Origin of the sequence: Oceanobacillus jordanicus (assembly GCF_022095695.1) — a bacterium.
Classification (GTDB): Bacteria; Bacillota; Bacilli; order Bacillales; family Amphibacillaceae; genus Oceanobacillus_B; species Oceanobacillus_B jordanicus.
Genome location: NZ_JAIFZM010000005.1, coordinates 1 through 16,952, shown reverse-complemented (window position 1 = coordinate 16,952; position 16,952 = coordinate 1). Strand labels below are relative to the sequence as shown.

Genomic DNA, 16,952 nt, shown 5'->3' with positions numbered 1-16,952 from the left:
GAGGACACAAAGATGGAATTAAAAGCAAGCATGGCAGGAAGTGTATGGAAAATAATTGTTGCACAAGGAGAGACGGTGAACGAAGGACAGGACGTAATTATTTTGGAATCAATGAAGATGGAAATCCCCATACCTGCAGAAAAATCAGGTACCTTAGCGAAATTAAACGTAGCTGAAGGGGACTTTGTGAATGAGGGAGATGTATTGGCGGTAATTGAATAAGCTGAATGTGAGGAGGGTTGTATATGAACTTTCCACCAAAAGTGACGGTTAAAGAAGTCGGTCCTAGGGATGGATTGCAAAATGAGAGTGCTTTCGTTTCGCTAGATGCAAAAGTGGAATGGATCAATATGCTTAGTGAGACCGGGGTTTCCTATATCGAAGTATCTTCCTTTGTTAGACCCGAATGGATACCACAGTTAAAGGATGCAACAGAGGTTGCAAAAAGGATTAAACGGCACCCTGGTGTTACGTATGCAGCTCTTGTCCCTAATCAAAGAGGACTGGAGCGGGCGTTAGAGGTAGACGTAGATGAAGTATGCGTTTTTATTTCAGCTAGTGAGACGCATAATCTAAAAAACGTAAATAAAACCATTGCAGATACAATCCCTATTATGGAGAAAGTTGCTGAAGATGCAAGGAAGAGTAATAAGCGAATTAGGGGCTATATTTCCACTGTTTTCGGCTGTCCCTATGAAGGAGAGACTTCTATTGATCAAGTTCTTTTTATTTGTGACAAGTTATTGGAAATGGGAGTCGAAGAGTTATCGATTGGAGACACAATTGGGATTGCGGATCCCCTACAGGTAGAAAATGTGACTAAATCCTTACTTAGCCACTTTTCAAGTGATCGCCTAGCCATGCATTTCCATGATACGAGAGGGACGGCACTAGCTAATGTCCTAACAGCAATGAATTTAGGTATTGCCAAATTTGACAGTGCAGTTGGAGGACTAGGCGGTTGTCCGTATGCAAAGGGGGCATCAGGTAATTTAGCAACGGAAGATCTTTTATATATGTTGCACCGAATGGGCATTCATACAGGCATTGATACGGAAAAAGTTAGAGAGGCAGCCACATATATTGCAAAGCATGTACCAGAACTATCAAGCCATCAAATGAAACTACTAAATAGCTGAATGGGAGGGTGTTTATGCGTGGTACAACATATCGACTACTAAACGATAGTATTGCGATTATTACACTAAATCGGCCAAATGCAGCGAATGCATTATCGAAAGTACTTCTTGATGAATTGAATGAATATATATACGAAATTAATCAATCCACTACTATTCGCTGCCTCATTATAACAGGGGCTGGAAACAAGGCTTTCTGTGCAGGTGCGGACCTAAAGGAACGCAAAGAGATGACAGAAGACCAAGTAGTGCAAGCAGTTCATTATATCGGCCAAACCATTACTGCATTGGAAAACGTTCGTATCCCCGTCATTGCGGCGATAAATGGTGCGGCATTTGGGGGCGGTCTAGAGCTAGCATTGGCCTGTGATATCAGAATAGCTAGTAATCAAACTAAAATAGGGCTGACAGAAACCACGCTGGCCATTATCCCGGGAGCTGGTGGAACACAACGCTTACCACGTTTAATTGGACCTGGTCAGGCAAAACGTTTAATTTATACAGGCAAACCGATTAGCACAGAGGAGGCATACACGCTTGGCTTAGTAGAGGAATTAACTAGCCCGGATGATGTAGTTGAAAGAGCAACAGAAATGGCAATCAAAATTGCATCTAACGGGCCTGTTGCCATGCGCCAGGCAAAGCTTGCGATTAATTCAGGACTTCAGACAGATCTTACTACTGGATTAAAATTAGAACACCTGGCATATAAGGAAACAATCCCTACAAAAGACCGGGTAGAAGGCCTTGCAGCATTTAAAGAGAAAAGAAAACCTATCTATAAAGGGAACTAGTTTACGCAGGAGGGCAGATATGAATTATAGAGATACGTTAAAACAAAAAGTTGAATCAATAAAAAGCGGTGGCAAGGAAAAATATCATAAACAAAACGAAGAAAAGGGAAAATTATTTGTCCGAGAGCGCCTCACATTACTCTTTGATGAAGATGTTAATATAGAAGACGCCTTTTTCGCCAATTGTATGGATGATACGCTCCCTTCAGATGGTGTGGTCACAGGAATTGGAAAAATTAACGGAGAAGCAGTTTGTATAATGGCAAATGACTCTACAGTAAAAGCTGGTTCCTGGGGAAAACGGACTGTTGAAAAGATTCTCCGAATTCAAGAGACCGCTATGAAGCTTGAAATACCGATGTTTTATTTGGTAGATTCAGCTGGTGCTAGAATCACGGACCAAGTAGAGATGTTTCCAGGAAGAAGAGGAGCAGGTCGCATTTTCCATAATCAAATTAAGCTTTCTGGACGCGTGCCACAGGTTTGCTTATTATTTGGCCCATCAGCAGCAGGTGGAGCATACATCCCAGCATTTTGCGATATTGTTGTCATGGTGGATGGCAATGCTTCAATGTATTTGGGTTCACCTAGAATGGCAGAAAAGGTAATTGGAGAAAAGGTGAGTCTTGAAGAAATGGGTGGGGCCAACATGCATTGCAGTGTTTCGGGTGTAGGGGATGTATTAGTCCAGACTGAGCAAGAGGCCATTTCATTTTCTCAAAAATACTTAAGCTATTTTCCTACTAATTTTAGACAGAACCCAAAAGTAATGGAAGCAAGGGAAGCAAAATTCATAGAAAAGAGCGTTACGGATATCATTCCGGAAAACCAAAATGCTCCTTTTAATATGTATGACTTAATTGATAAGCTGATTGATGAAGAGAGCTTTTGTGAAATAAAGAAAAAATTTGCTCCTGAATTAATTACTGGTTTAGCTAGGATAAATGGGAAACCAATCGGGATTATTGCCAACCAACCTAAGGTAAAGGGTGGTGTTCTTTTTCCTGACTCAGCAGATAAATCAGCAAAATTTGTGCAGCTTTGTGATGCCTTCCATATCCCATTGTTATTTCTAGTAGATGTTCCTGGTTTTATGATTGGAACCAGAGTGGAGCGGGCAGGAATAATCCGACACGGGGCTAAAATGGTGGCAACAATGAGTGAAGCAACCGTCCCGAAAATTTCCGTTATTGTAAGAAAAGCTTATGGTGCAGGGTTATATGCGATGGCAGGCCCTGCATTTGAGCCGGATAGCTGTATCGCTTTACCAACAGCCCATATTGCTGTCATGGGTCCGGAGGCAGCAGTGAATGCGGTGTACGCAAACAAAATCGCAGAACTCCCTGAATCTGAAAGACCTGCTTTTATTAAGGAAAAGCAAGATGAGTATAAAGATAATATTGACATTTACCGGATGGCTTCAGAAATGGTTATCGATGCGGTAATTGATCCAGAACATCTAAGGGAAGAGCTGTCTAGTCGTTTCTCTCTTTATGAGACAAAAAATGTGACCTTTACGGAGAGGAAACATGGTGTTTATCCTGTATAGTTTAACGTTTTAACCAGAGGTGGAAAGCATAGCCTCTGGTTTTTTGTATAGTTAAATAGGATTAAATTTGTACTTTGAAATGAATTCTAAATAAAAGGTTTACGATAATATTATTATGTTAACTTCTAAATAATGGTTCCTATTTGACATTTACCAGGAAAATAGAATAATAAACCGTAACAGTACGTTGAAATGGAGGGTGCAATATGAAAATAGAAGAGTTCATGATTAGAGATGTAATAAGTGTTAGCAAGGAAACAACCATTAAGCAGCTTCTAGAAAAGCTAGTACAAAATAAAATTACGGGTGTCCCTGTGGTCGATGGGGAAGGTAAACTGCTCGGGATGGTTACCGATGGAGACGTAATTCGACACATACAGCCAAAAGGAAGAACGGTCTACGATATCTTTTCTTTAATCTTAGTTAGTGAACAAACAGATCTGACCGAACGATTAAGCTATTCATTAAATCGACAAGTAAAAGAAATTATGCAAAAGAATGTGTTTACAGTTAACCCAAAAAGCCCGATTGATGAAGCAATGAATGTCTTCTCTAAACACCATATTAAAAAAATACCTGTTGTAAACCCGGCAAATAGAGTCATTGGAGTAATAAGCCGAGGTGATTTAATCCGCTATATTACTACACAATTGATCGATCAGGCTGTTGAAAAGTAAGTATTAGCAAATGTAGAAAATAGTACCTAAAGGGCGTATAATGAGAAGGAGAAAGTTTACGGAGAGGGTCTTAGAATTGATCATGCTAAAAGAAGAGAAACAATTGATATTACAAAAGATGGCTTCCATATATGACCATTTACTCGACAAACAGGATCACGTTAATGTTGCGAAATTAGTTGACCTTTATGAAAAGCAACAGAATGCCCAGTTTATCATCAGCTTTGCTGGTCATTTTTCTGCTGGCAAGTCTTCTATGATAAACGCGCTTTTGGGTGAAAATTTGTTGCCAAAAAGCCCTGTACCCACAAGTGCTAATATTGTGACCATTTCTCGAGGGGAAGGTCTTATTCGAGTATATTATCGTGACGGTGAGACAATAGAGATAAAAGAACCCTATGATCTTGAACTGATTAAAAAATATTCAAAAGACAGGGAACTAATAAAGCAACTTGACGTTCGTTCTCATGATACAGTTCTCCCAAAAGGAACCGTAATTATGGATACACCAGGTATTGATGCAGCGGATGATGCGGATCGGCTAATGACAGAGTCTGCTATGCATTTGGTGGACGTTGTGTTCTATGTTATGGATTATAATCATGTTCAGTCAGAAGTGAATTTGCAATTCCTCGAATCTCTTCAGGAAAAACGTATTCCTTACTTTGTCATCATTAATCAGGTTGATAAACATGATGATTCTGAACTTCCGTTTGCATTGTTTGAAGCCAGTATCAAACAAACGTTTGAACAGTGGGGGATCTCTCCCTTGGGCATATTTTACACCTCTTTAACTAACAGGTCGGCCCGTTATAATGAATTTGAAGCATTGCAACAAACAATTAATAATATGATTGAAGAAGAGCCAAAAGCCCACGATACAACGTATAACGCGCTTGAGACCATTGTAAAAGCACATGAAACGTATTTAGATAGTCTTTATAGTGAAAAAATGCCTGTTGTAGATAACAAGTATACGTATGAAGAAATGCTCCAAAAGAAGAGGGACCTCATTATACAAAAGGACGAGTTAGTGGAGAAGCCTAAAGCTGTAAAGAATCAATTGATGTTGGAAACACAGCAAACAATTAAGAATGCATACGTAATGCCAGCAACACTGAGAGAGAATGCTGAACAGTTTCTTGCTTCACAACAGCCTAATTTTAAAGTCGGGCTTTTTGGTTCTAAAAAGAAAACAAAAGAGGAGCAGGAAGCTAGACTCCTCACTTTTTTACAAAAATTAAATGAGTCGGTAAATTCCTCGTTAGAATGGCGTTTGAAAGAAAAGTTATCGGCTATTTTATCAGAATATCAAATTCATGATACAGAGCTAATCCACAGTGTACAGGGGATGGACGTTGACTATACCAAAGAAGACCTTCTTCGTTTAATTAAATCAGGTGCCACCATGAACAGTGACTACGTTTTAAATTATACAAACGATGTGTCAGCAGATATTAAATCAAAATATAAAGTACAAGCGAAACATGTAGCAGATATGGTAGAAGCTAAACTTTTTGAACAAAGTAGCAAGCAACTAACGGAGTGGGAAACGACTATAGCTGAGCTTGAAATAGAAACTTCTAACATCTTACGTCTGCAAGAATTGGAGCAAGATCTTGCGGAGGAAAAAGCTGTCGTACAGAAACAATTGGAAGCAGATCAGCCTTCCGTCAAATCAAGTGAATTGCTGGAGGAAGCCCTTCATCAGCGAATCGAAAAAAGGAAGCAGGGTTCTGTAGAAGGATTGAGTCAAGAGGCGAAAGGAGAATACCAAGAAGATACCAATAGACTACCTGATGAGAACCGCTTCGCATCTCAAAAGGATATCCTTCCCCATTTAGACGATTCGATAAAAATTTTAGAGGGTGTGCCAGGAACGAAGACTCTTGTCGATGACCTGCTTCAGAAAAAACAACGTCTAGAAAAACGATCGTACACCGTTGCATTATTTGGTGCTTTTAGTGCAGGTAAGTCCTCCTTTGCCAATGCTTTACTTGGTGATAATGTGCTTCCTGTTTCTCCGAATCCAACAACAGCTGCCGTCAACCGAATCAACCCAGTAACTGGTGCTATAGCACATGGTGAGGTTCATATAAGTGTGAAAAAAAGAAAAGATTTGGAAAAAGACTTACGTGAAATATTAAAGGTATTTCAACCTACTGTTACAGATTTTGAAGAGTTGCTTATTTGGGTAAAAGATCATAACTACCAACAAAGTAACCAATTAAATCCTTTATATCAATCTTATCTCCAGGCAATGATAGATGGATATGAGGCAATGAAGGAGTACATCGGAGGACAACTTGCTCTCCAGTTAAAGGATTTAGGTCCTTATATAACAGATGAAAAAAAGGCCTGTTATATTGATGCGATAGACCTTTACTATGATTGTGAGATTACAAGACAGGGTGTTACGCTTGTGGATACTCCAGGTGCCGACTCTGTCAATGCTCGACATACAAATACGGCTTTCACCTATATTAAACACGCTGATGCTATTTTATATGTAACATACTATAATCATGCCTTATCCCGAGCAGATAAAGACTTTCTGATGCAACTTGGTCGTGTTAAAGACACTTTCGAGCTTGATAAAATGTTCTTTATAGTAAATGCTGCTGACCTTGCGGAGAATGAACAAGAGTTAAATCTCGTTACTGATTATGTCCAAGAGCAGTTAATACAATTAGGAATTCGCTTCCCAAGGCTTTATCCTGTATCAAGTAAAGTTTCACTGTTAGAAAAGAAGCAGGCAAGGCCTTTAAATAAAGGGATGGATCGTTTTGAAGAAACATTCTATAGCTTTATAAAACATGATCTAAGCTCACTTACTGTAGCCTCAGCAGTTAGAGATATGGAGCGGGCTCTGTCGACATTGACGCATTTCTTGAATTCTAGCAAGCTCGATCAAAAGGAACAAGAACAGTACGAACTAGCATTATCTGATAAGAAGCATGAGATGATACAGGATATTCAAGGGTATGAAACAGATGTTCTGTCCAAGCAAATGAAGCAAAAAATTACCAAACAACTTTTTCATGTTTTAGAACGCTATACGATTCGATTTCATGATATGTTTAAAGAAACATTTAACCCAACTACGATTACACAGTCTGGAAAAGCTGCACAGCCAGAATTAAAACTAGCCTTGCAACAGCTGCTTGAATATACAGCATTTGAGTTACTTCAAGAGGTACAGGCTGTCGCATTGAGGATTGAAGCATTGGTAAATAAACTGCTTCAGGAGGTATACCACGATCTATACACCACATTGAATGCGCGGGATGCTCAATTTCAGGTGGCAGATTTGGAAATGGTAACGCTAGAGACGCCAGTATTTGAAAAAGGGCTCCAATCTGTGAGTGCGAAGGAATTTTCTACTGTGTTAGCATCCTATCGAGGCACGAAAGCTTTCTTTGCACATAATGAAAAAGAAAAAATGAAAGAAGCACTTTTCCAACAGATTCGCCCAATGGCATCAACTTATTTAGACGAAATTAGACTGGTGTTGGAGCAGCAATATGATATACAATGGCAGGAAAACGTCTCAGAAATTCAGCAGCAGCTTCAATTAAGAGTCGAACAATATGTAGAAGATTCCCTTGCTGCGTTGACAATCCCGCTGAACACAGACATTCTTACAGCGAAACGTCAAAAGTTGGAAGGTATACTAACTAATCAAAATACAAAGGATTGAGAAATGATGGATAGAAAACAAGTATTACTCGTCGATGGAATGGCACTCCTATTTAGAGGATTCTTTGCTACTTCCTTCAGGGGTAACTTTATGATTACAAAGCAAGGCATCCCCACGAATGGTGTTTACCAATTTATGCGTTATTTTCTGGATGCCGTAAAAACATTCAAACCAACCCATGTAGTATGTTGCTGGGATATGGGGAGTAAGACTTTCCGTACTGACATGTATGAAGGATATAAAGCTAACCGTGATGCTCCACCAGTAGAATTGATCCCACAATTTGACCTAGTAAAAGAAGTTGTCGAGGCATTTGATATGCCAAACATCGGATTAGAAAACTTTGAAGCGGATGATTGCATTGGAACATTAGCCAGAACATATGCTCAAGAGAATGACGTGACGATCCTTACAGGCGATCAAGATATCTTACAGCTTGTAGAGGAGCATATCCAAGTTGCAATCATGCGAAAAGGTCAAGGAAATTATGAGGTCTTCACAAATGAAAACTTTTATGAGAAGAAAGGAATTACCCCAAGACAGGTCATAGATTTAAAAGGATTAATGGGAGACGCCTCTGATAACTATCCTGGTGTAAAAGGGATTGGGGAGAAAACGGCACTAAAGCTTATAAAAGAGCACGGAACAATAGACGAACTGCTTGTTAATATAGACTCCCTGCCACAAGGTGTACAAACTAAAATTAAAGCGAACTTAGATATGCTACACCTATCAAGAACCCTCGCAGAAATTAAATGTGATGTGCCTGTTACTTGCGAACTAGACGGGGCCTTATGGATTTATGATAAAGAGAAGATACAGAAAAAATTTGACGAGCTGGAGTTTAAAAATCTCGCCAAATTAATTTAAGAATTATGGTTTTAAGATGACTTTTATACAGTCATCTTCTTTATTTTGGAATAACTTATATCCTTCTGCTGCGTCATCTAGGGGAAGCTTATGGGTGATAATATCAGTTGGATCAATTTCATTAGCTGTAATCTGTCGGTAAAGCTCCTGCATATAACTTCGTGCAGGGGCTTGCCCCATTTTTAGGGTAATATTTCTTGTGAAGAATGGCCCCAATGGAAACATATTGTAGAGCCCTCCATATACCCCTGTCAATTGCACCGTACCCCATTTTTTAACCGCTTTTGTAGCAATTTGAATTGGACCTAATGTGCCACCTTGAAGCTTTAACTTTTGCTCAGCAAATTCTAAAGCTGACTTCTTTCCATCCATCCCTACACAATCGATTACAACGTCAGCTCCACCCTTTGTTAACTCTTTTAATGTTTCACCCATATCATCATACTTCGTAAAGTCAAAGATCTCCGTCTTGTTTGTCTGCTTAGAATGTTGAAGACGATAATCAAAATAGTCAATAGCAATTACACGCTCTGCACCTTTTTGCCAGGCGAATTTCTGTGCCATTAATCCAATAGGTCCACAACCAAGGACAATAACTGTATCCCCCTGTTTGACACCGGCATGCTCCACACTCCAATATGCTGTAGGAAGGACATCGGATAAGAAAAGCAATTGCTCATCTTCTAACTCACAATCCTCTGGTATTAAAAAGGGGGTATAATTTCCATAAGGGACGCGTAAATATTCCGCTTGCCCACCAGGAAAGTCACCGAATTTTTCGGAGTAACCAAAATATCCTCCTGAATCATAGTGTGGGTTGGAGTTGTCACACTGACTCTCCTGATGATTCGTACAGTAGGGACATGAGCCACAGGCTACCGTAAAGGGGATAACGACCCGGTCACCCTTTTTTACTTTCGTTACATCAGGACCAACTTCCTCTACAATCCCCATCGGTTCATGACCAATAGTATAGCCAATAGGTAATGGGAAATTTCCTTGATATAAATGAAGATCAGACCCACAGATAGCAGTAGAAGTAACTCGAATAATTACATCTTCTGAATCCTGTATTGTGGGAAAAGGGACTTTCTTAACAGCAACGGCATACTTTCCTTGATATGTTACGGCTTTCATATTTATCATACTCCTAATTTGTATTGAGGTTTATCTTATTTTTATCTAAGGTAAAGAATCTATACCCTTATGTCTTTAGTTTTATAGGAACCTTCATAAGGTATAGAAAACAGAAAGGGGAGTTCATATGCATTTATTATTTATTTATGGCGATCTAAGAATAGGTGAAAAAGCGGAAGTACTAAGAAAAGGTTCGACTAGCATAGATGAACAAGTCTGGATAAGAGGTAAACTCTTTGACTGGAATGGAGTGCCTTATTTAGTGGAGGATCCCGAAGCGTTAACATATGGGGATCTAGTCGAGATTAACGATGAAAAGCTAGTAGAACTAGATAATCAACTAAATTGTTCCCGGTCTACCGTTTCTGTATTGTCATCAACAAATGATCAGTATGAAGCATTTATTTATAAAGAAAAAGCAGACATTGAAGATAAATTGGAAGAAGTACCATTTGGAGACTGGAAAGTATACCGTTACTTAAAAAATGAAACGCTTTACTACTTTGCATATGGATCATGTATGGATGATAATCGATTTAAAATGGCAAACGTCGATCAATACTTTACATCTATTGCTGGAAAAGGGGTCGTTGAAAATTATGGATTTCGCTTTACGAGATCCAGTGAAGATGGCGGGAAAGCAGATATTATTGTATCCCAAATGGAAAAGGTGGAAGGAGTGGTCTATAAAGTACCTTTAGAAGCGATTGATTATTTATATAAGCGAGAAGGAGTGTATTCTAAAAGATACCGCCCGACGATTATAAAGCTAACCTTAAATTACGGGGAGGAAGTAGAGGGCCTAACCTTTGTTAGCGTAGAAAAGGATAAGGAAACGAAGCCTACTGAAAGATATGCAAACGAAATATTACGGGGAGCTGCAGACATTCTATCACCATCCTATGTTGCACGAATTCGGTCTCATATAAACCATTTATTAAATTAGAAGTTCTGACTTAGTGTTTACACCTTGCTAATTCAGGTTATTAGAATAACATAATCAAAGTTTAACCTGGAGGTATAACATTGAGACAAAATGAGACGACATCTATTTTACCTAAAGCAAACGAGTCCTACTGGAGAGACACAGGAAAAGTTCCTTCATATGGTGAGCTGAAAAATGATCTTCATGTGGATACGGTAGTAGTCGGAGCAGGAATAGCTGGTGTGATGACTGCTTATCAGCTTGCCAAGGCAGGGAAAGAAGTAGCACTGCTTGAAGCACGTGAATTATTTAGTGGTACGAGCGGTTTTACTACAGCAAAACTAACTGCACAGCATAATCTCATTTATGACGAATTAATAAATCGTTACGGACAAGAAACAGCTAAACTGTTCTATCAAGCGAATATGGAAGGGATTGCCTCTATTAAGGAACTTGCCGACAAATTTGGTATTGATTGTGAACTCGAAGAAAGAGAAGCTTTTGTTTTTACTCAAAAGGCAGAAAACCGCAGCAAAATTTCAAAAGAGGCAGAAGCCTACGAAAAACTGGGAATTGAAGGCGAGTTTGTTGAAGACCTTCCATTAAATATGGATGTAGAAGCGGCAATTATGATGCGTAATCAGGCACAATTTCATCCGGTTAAGTTTTTAGCTGGGCTGTTAGAAGAGTTTGTAAACCTTGGTGGTAAAGTATATGATCAGACAAGGGTAATAGACATTACCGAAAAAGCCAATAAGACAGAATGTACGACAGAAAGTGGGTTAAAAGTAACAGCTAGCCAAGTGGTACAGGCAACACATTTACCCATTATAGAACCTGAAAGTAAATTCTTTTCAAAACAAAATAATCCAGAGAGCTCTTATGCACTTGCTGTTAAAACAGAGGATGAATTCCCAGACGGATTATACATTAATGCAGACTTACCAAAACGGACGTTACGTGGTTTAGATAGTAAAACAGGAAGGGTTGTATTAGTTGGTGGAGAAAGTCATTCGACTGGTGATGGAAAGTCTTCCTCAGAGCGATACAAAGAGCTAGAATCTTTTGCTAAGGAGCTGTTTGAAGTAAAAGAGATTATAAATCGCTGGTCCGCCCATGACTATATTTCAGAAGACAGACTCCCATTTATCGGCACACTTTCAGAAGATCAACCTAATGTTTATGTAGTAACAGGGTTAAGCAAGTGGGGGCTGGCCATTTCTGCTACTGGTGCAAAAATTCTTACTGACACCATTCTTGAAAAAGACAATCCTTATCAAGCTATATTTTCTCCTGAAAGAAACATTCAGGAAAGGACCTCGATAGAACCGCAGGAAGAAAACCCTAATCACTATGATGATGCCAGTGAAAAGAATAATCCGAAAGAACTGTCAAATAATCAAGGGATGATCACCAAGCGAGACGGCGAAGAGGTAGGAGCCTATAAAGATGAAAATGGCAACTTACATTATGTTGATCTTACTTGTACGCATCTCGGTTGTGGTGTCCAATGGAACGACGGTGATAATACATGGGATTGTCCATGCCACGGATCACGTTTTAGTGGAACAGGTGATGTAATTGAAGGTCCTGCTGTGGAGTCGCTAAAGACTTTAAATGAGTAGAAGAATGTTAATTTACGATGTTTCGTTGACTCTATAGCTATTTATACTGAGTTGGTGACAAAAAAGCTGCTTCATAATGGAAGCAGCTTTTTTGAGGTTAATTTATTTGTTGCGGTTGTTGTTATTGTTGTTATCGTCTAGGAATTCATTCGCAAATTCAACGTTGTTAATATCCTGGTTGTTGTTATTGTTATTGTTATTGTTATTGTTGTTCTCATTACGGTTGTTATTGCGGTTGTTCTGACGATTGTTGTTGTTATTATTGCTCATCGCTAACACTCCTTTTATTTTTTTATATGTGGTTTACTTTTTGCAGGCCACATAACAATTACAAAAATTATTTTAACCCTTTATGCAATTCCTATACATTTCATCACACTACCAATTAATACCAATTTATCTTGTGCAGTTTACTTGTTTGTCATAACTTTAAGGTGATATGATCGAAATACAAAAGAGAGTGCGAAAAGGTAGGTTATCTATATGAAGGTTGTTCAAAATATAACAGAATTAATTGGCGAAACACCAATGGTAAAGTTAAATCGACTCGTTCCAGAGAATGCAGCAGATGTATATATAAAGATGGAAATGTTTAATCCGAGTAAAAGTGTTAAAGACAGAGCAGCTTATAATATGATTAGAGTAGCAGAAGAAAAAGGGTTCATTAAACCAGGGGACACGATTATTGAACCAACAAGTGGGAACACCGGAATTGGCCTAGCAATGAATGCTGCTGCCAAGGGCTATAAAGCGATTCTTGTTATGCCTGACAATAGCACACAGGAAAGAAGAAACCTTCTACAAGCTTTTGGAGCACAAGTAGTGTTAACACCGAGCAAAGAGAAAATGCCAGGTGCAATTCAAAAAGCGTTGGAGATACAAAAGGATATACCGAACAGTTTTATACCTCAGCAATTTGAAAATGTAGCCAATCCTGACGTGCATCGTGTGACAACAGCCCCTGAAATTCTCAAACAGATGGATGGAAAGCTTGACGCATTTGTATGCACCGCAGGGACAGGTGGAACGGTAACGGGCACTGGAGAAATGTTAAAAGAGAAATTACCAGAATTAAAAATAACCGTAGTTGAACCAAAAGGCTCTCCTGTTCTTTCTGGTGGCGAGCCAGGGAGTCATAAACTGGTGGGAACAAGCCCAGGATTTGTACCCGATATTTTAAATACATCTATATATGATGAAATTGTTCAAATTGAAGACGAAACTGCAGTTTCCATGTATAAAAGGTTACCTCAACAAGAAGGTATCTTCATTGGACTATCAGGAGCGGCTGCAGTCGCAGCTGCCATAGAGGAAGCAGTTCGATTAGGAAAAGGGAAACGTGTCGTATGTATAGCTCCTGATACAGGAGAAAGGTACTTAAGTATGAATCTGTTTGAGGGTAATGATGCTTAGTTTTCCAAATCTCCTAAAAAAAGTCTCAATAACGTAAAACCTTAGTCTATTTCTATATTGGTAAAAAGCCTGTATCCCTTGGGAAGCAGGCTTTTTTATTGGTAAACTCATTTGAATATTTCTTATGTTAAAATAAAAGTAGTCTTTTAAAGTTACTATTTATAGCATTCTGAAAGTAAGGGGGGAGAACATGATTAAAAAAACAACCTATATTTTGTTAAGTAGTTTCTTTACCTGTGCTGTATTGGCATTTATAGAGCATGGAATAGAGATTAATTATGTTATAAAGACTGTCTGTAAAATAAGCTTCTTTTTCATCGTTGTATGGGTCTATATGAAGTTATTTAAGGATTTTCATTTCAAACAAGTGCTTGCATTATCCAAGATGGGAAGGAGAGAATGGCTGAAAGTTATGATTCTCGGCATATCATCAGCAGGAATTGTGCTTGCTGCTTATCTGTTATTTTTACCACAAATTGATCTTAACCTGATCCAGCAAGACTTAACAGATAGACTCGGCATTACAGCAACTGGTTTTATTTTTGTCGGGATTTATGTTTCTTTTGGTAACTCTTTACTTGAAGAGTATTTCTTTAGAGGGTTTATATTCTTTAATTTACCGCGTAAATGGGGCTATATATATAGTCCGTTATTGTTTGCAAGCTACCATATCCCGATGATTATGTTGTGGTTTACAGCTGAAATAATTTTAATTTGCTTTATTGGGTTATGGGTAATTGGTTTGGTTTTCCAGTTGGTTAATGAGAAGAACAGAACCATTTGGGCATCATGGATAATACATATTTGTGCAGATTTAATGATTATTATAATCGGGTTAAATTTGTTTTATTAAACCTGATGGTAATGAAAATAGTTAAAAACAAAGATTCATTACAAGGTGATTTCTAAATCTAATCCGGACTTTCTCGGGAAAAAAAGTAACTTTTCGAATCCAGTAGCTTATTGGGGGAGAGAATTAACTAAAATGGTGACTACTAATTTTTTATTATCTTCGGGTTTACATAATATATATTATAGGAAGTTGTAGCAAAAACCTGAAATCTAATCTTAATATCAAAGTATACTTGAGATAGTGAGATATTTTGTAAAAAAACTACACTAGAAACAATTTTCTTAGTGTAGTTTTTTTATGTTTTTATTTCTAATCAACCATGTTCACTTTTAATGTCTACTTTAGCTAAAGGTTTTTTTGCTGGACCTTCCATTACATTACCCTCATAAGAAAATCTCGATCCGTGACATGGACAATCCCAGCTTCGGTCACCAGAATTCCATTCGACTTCACAGCCTAAATGTGTGCAGGTCGTGTCTACAGCATGCAATGTTTGCTCTTTATCCTTATAAATCCCAGTTCTTTTACCATTAATTCGAGTAACAATTGCTTCATCTGTTTTTATTTGTGCTAGCTCATTATTAGAAAAATCCAATTTACCCTTTACCATATGCTTTGCTACATCTGCATTCATCTCAATAAATTTACGTACAGATGGATCTGGCTGAAACCGCGATGGTTCATATATATCCGCATATTCATTCGGTGTCTCCGTTATTTTATCAGCAAGGATCATGGCTGCTGCAGTACCATTCGTCATACCCCATTTTCTGTATCCTGTAGCTACATAAACATTACTCTCTCCCTTGGATACAGCACCAATATATGGTACTTTATCTATGGTGATTAAATCCTGGGCAGACCAACGATAGGCAATATCCTTCATTTCAAAATGCTTCGATGAAAAATCCTCAAGCTTTTCATAATGATGGATAACAGACTCACCTTGACCTGTTTTGTGATTCTCTCCTCCAATTAACCATAAGGCTCCCTTCTCCCCTGGTGTACTTCTAACAGATCGTGAAGGACTCTCTGCGTTAATATACATACCTCCAGGGTATTTTAGCTTTGAGTTGATAGCTAGAACGTATGATCGTTCAGGGTACATTCTGGCAAAGTAAAAGCTTTGCTTATCATAAAATGGGAAATGTGATGCAGCAATTACATGATTACATGTGATACGGTGGCCATCTTTTGTAACAATATTTGGGTGTTTGTTATACTCAATATCAACAGCTGTCGTATTCTCATAAAACTCGACTCCATTATCTTTGCTTGCTTGAACGAGTGCCTTTAAGTATTTTAAAGGGTGGAATTGAGCTTGGTCTTTCATCATAACTGCCGCTTTTATTGGCAGATTTAAAGGTATTTCCGATAAATATTCACTACTAATTTCTAAGTTTTCATAAGCCTTTATTTCATTTTCTAGCTGCATAATATATTTATTATCATTTGTGTATACATAGGCATCTTGGGTTTCATAATCACAATCAATTTTATTTTCTGATATGGTATTCTTTATGAATTCCTTCGCCTTTATAGCAGCATGATAATACTTGGCTGTTTTTTCTTCTCCCATATGTTTCATAAATTCATCGTAGATTAAACCATGTTGTGCCGTTATTTTGGCTGTTGTATGACCTGTAGTACCATTAAGTATTTCATCAGAATCGATTAAAACAACTTTTAAATTTTGTTTGGATAATAAATAGGCTGCAGTGATACCAGTAATACCGCCCCCTACAATCCCAACATCAGCTTTTATGGAAGTGGTCAATTTTTCAAATGTGGGTAGTTTCATTTCACGCCAATAAGGCTCTGGAAATTGTGGAAGTTGAATTTCACTCACTAATTTGTCTCCTCTTCTACACTATAGATTAGCATTATTATGAACTATTTTAGATGAATATATGTGTTTTAATAACAGTTAAACAGGTAATTAGAATAAATAGAGAGGTGAAATAATGAGAAAGCATCTAAATATTAGTGGACGAGTGCAAGGTGTAGGTTTTAGGAATTCAGCACAGATGAGGGCAAAAGAAATGAACCTATATGGTTGGGTTCAGAATAATAATGATGGTACGGTAGAACTTGAAGTTGAAGGGAAAGAAGAACAGCTAAATACCTATATCGAACAACTTGATGAAGGTTTAAATAAGTTCATTAACGTAGAACACATGGAGATTGAAACCATGGAAGACTATGGGTATGATAGTTTTCAAACAAGATAATCTACTCTACATTTGTTTATAAATAAAAAGCTCAACCGG

Annotated in this window: 15 protein-coding genes; 12 read left to right on the top strand and 3 right to left on the bottom strand. The window is 38.1% G+C overall.

Going from position 1 to position 16,952, the window contains the following annotated elements; genetic code table 11:
• Window positions 1-12: 12 nt before the first annotated feature.
• The 7 genes from K3T81_RS07175 to K3T81_RS07145 all read left to right on the top strand — a co-directional run bounded on the left by K3T81_RS07175 (window position 13) and on the right by K3T81_RS07145 (window position 8,729).
• The gene (locus K3T81_RS07175) at window positions 13-222 is read left to right on the top strand and encodes an acetyl-CoA carboxylase biotin carboxyl carrier protein subunit (protein ID WP_106896750.1); all 210 of its coding nucleotides are present in this window, start codon (window positions 13-15) and stop codon (window positions 220-222) included.
• A 23-nt stretch (window positions 223-245) separates the two neighbouring features.
• The gene (locus tag K3T81_RS07170) at window positions 246-1,139 is read left to right on the top strand and encodes a hydroxymethylglutaryl-CoA lyase (RefSeq protein ID WP_238019062.1); all 894 of its coding nucleotides are present in this window, start codon (window positions 246-248) and stop codon (window positions 1,137-1,139) included.
• Window positions 1,140-1,153: 14 nt separating this feature from the next.
• The gene (locus K3T81_RS07165; RefSeq protein WP_238019060.1) at window positions 1,154-1,933 is read left to right on the top strand and encodes an enoyl-CoA hydratase; all 780 of its coding nucleotides are present in this window, start codon (window positions 1,154-1,156) and stop codon (window positions 1,931-1,933) included.
• 19 nt (window positions 1,934-1,952) lie between these two features.
• Window positions 1,953-3,482, top strand: a complete 1,530-nt coding sequence (locus K3T81_RS07160) for an acyl-CoA carboxylase subunit beta (RefSeq protein WP_238019058.1) — start codon at window positions 1,953-1,955, stop codon at window positions 3,480-3,482.
• A 206-nt stretch (window positions 3,483-3,688) separates the two neighbouring features.
• Window positions 3,689-4,159, top strand: coding sequence for a CBS domain-containing protein (locus tag K3T81_RS07155; protein ID WP_036572912.1), 471 nt, complete (start codon window positions 3,689-3,691; stop codon window positions 4,157-4,159).
• Window positions 4,160-4,241: 82 nt separating this feature from the next.
• Window positions 4,242-7,859, top strand: a complete 3,618-nt coding sequence (locus tag K3T81_RS07150; protein WP_238019325.1) for a dynamin family protein — start codon at window positions 4,242-4,244, stop codon at window positions 7,857-7,859.
• 6 nt (window positions 7,860-7,865) lie between these two features.
• On the top strand, window positions 7,866-8,729 hold the full coding sequence (locus K3T81_RS07145; RefSeq protein WP_238019056.1) for a 5'-3' exonuclease: 864 nt from the start codon (window positions 7,866-7,868) through the stop codon (window positions 8,727-8,729).
• 3 nt (window positions 8,730-8,732) lie between these two features.
• Here K3T81_RS07145 and K3T81_RS07140 read toward each other — a convergent pair whose 3' ends face one another.
• Window positions 8,733-9,866 (bottom strand): zinc-dependent alcohol dehydrogenase, encoded by a 1,134-nt coding sequence (locus tag K3T81_RS07140; RefSeq protein WP_238019054.1) that lies wholly within the window; start codon window positions 9,864-9,866, stop codon window positions 8,733-8,735.
• Between the two features lie 127 nt (window positions 9,867-9,993).
• Between K3T81_RS07140 and K3T81_RS07135 the strand changes: the two genes are divergently transcribed.
• Both K3T81_RS07135 and K3T81_RS07130 read left to right on the top strand, forming a co-directional pair.
• Entirely contained in the window at window positions 9,994-10,812 is an 819-nt protein-coding gene (locus tag K3T81_RS07135; protein ID WP_238019052.1) for a gamma-glutamylcyclotransferase family protein, read from the top strand.
• Window positions 10,813-10,892: 80 nt separating this feature from the next.
• Window positions 10,893-12,416: an FAD-dependent oxidoreductase gene (locus K3T81_RS07130; RefSeq protein WP_238019050.1), complete on the top strand. Its 1,524-nt coding sequence runs from the start codon at window positions 10,893-10,895 to the stop codon at window positions 12,414-12,416.
• Between the two features lie 102 nt (window positions 12,417-12,518).
• Here K3T81_RS07130 and K3T81_RS07125 read toward each other — a convergent pair whose 3' ends face one another.
• Window positions 12,519-12,686 carry a hypothetical protein gene (locus K3T81_RS07125; RefSeq protein ID WP_238019048.1) on the bottom strand — a complete coding sequence of 56 codons (168 nt, stop codon included), beginning with the start codon at window positions 12,684-12,686 and terminating at the stop codon, window positions 12,519-12,521.
• A 213-nt stretch (window positions 12,687-12,899) separates the two neighbouring features.
• On the opposite strand from K3T81_RS07125, the gene cysK reads away from it, so the two are divergent.
• Complete coding sequence (gene cysK, locus K3T81_RS07120; protein ID WP_238019046.1) at window positions 12,900-13,829, top strand: cysteine synthase A; 930 nt, start codon at window positions 12,900-12,902, stop codon at window positions 13,827-13,829.
• Window positions 13,830-14,019: 190 nt separating this feature from the next.
• Window positions 14,020-14,682, top strand: a complete 663-nt coding sequence (locus K3T81_RS07115; protein WP_238019045.1) for a CPBP family intramembrane glutamic endopeptidase — start codon at window positions 14,020-14,022, stop codon at window positions 14,680-14,682.
• A 313-nt stretch (window positions 14,683-14,995) separates the two neighbouring features.
• On the opposite strand, the gene K3T81_RS07110 is transcribed toward K3T81_RS07115, so the two are convergent.
• Window positions 14,996-16,483, bottom strand: coding sequence for an FAD-dependent oxidoreductase (locus K3T81_RS07110; protein WP_238019323.1), 1,488 nt, complete (start codon window positions 16,481-16,483; stop codon window positions 14,996-14,998).
• Between the two features lie 163 nt (window positions 16,484-16,646).
• Between K3T81_RS07110 and K3T81_RS07105 the strand changes: the two genes are divergently transcribed.
• Window positions 16,647-16,913: an acylphosphatase gene (locus K3T81_RS07105; protein WP_238019044.1), complete on the top strand. Its 267-nt coding sequence runs from the start codon at window positions 16,647-16,649 to the stop codon at window positions 16,911-16,913.
• The last annotated feature ends 39 nt before the right edge of the window (window positions 16,914-16,952 follow it).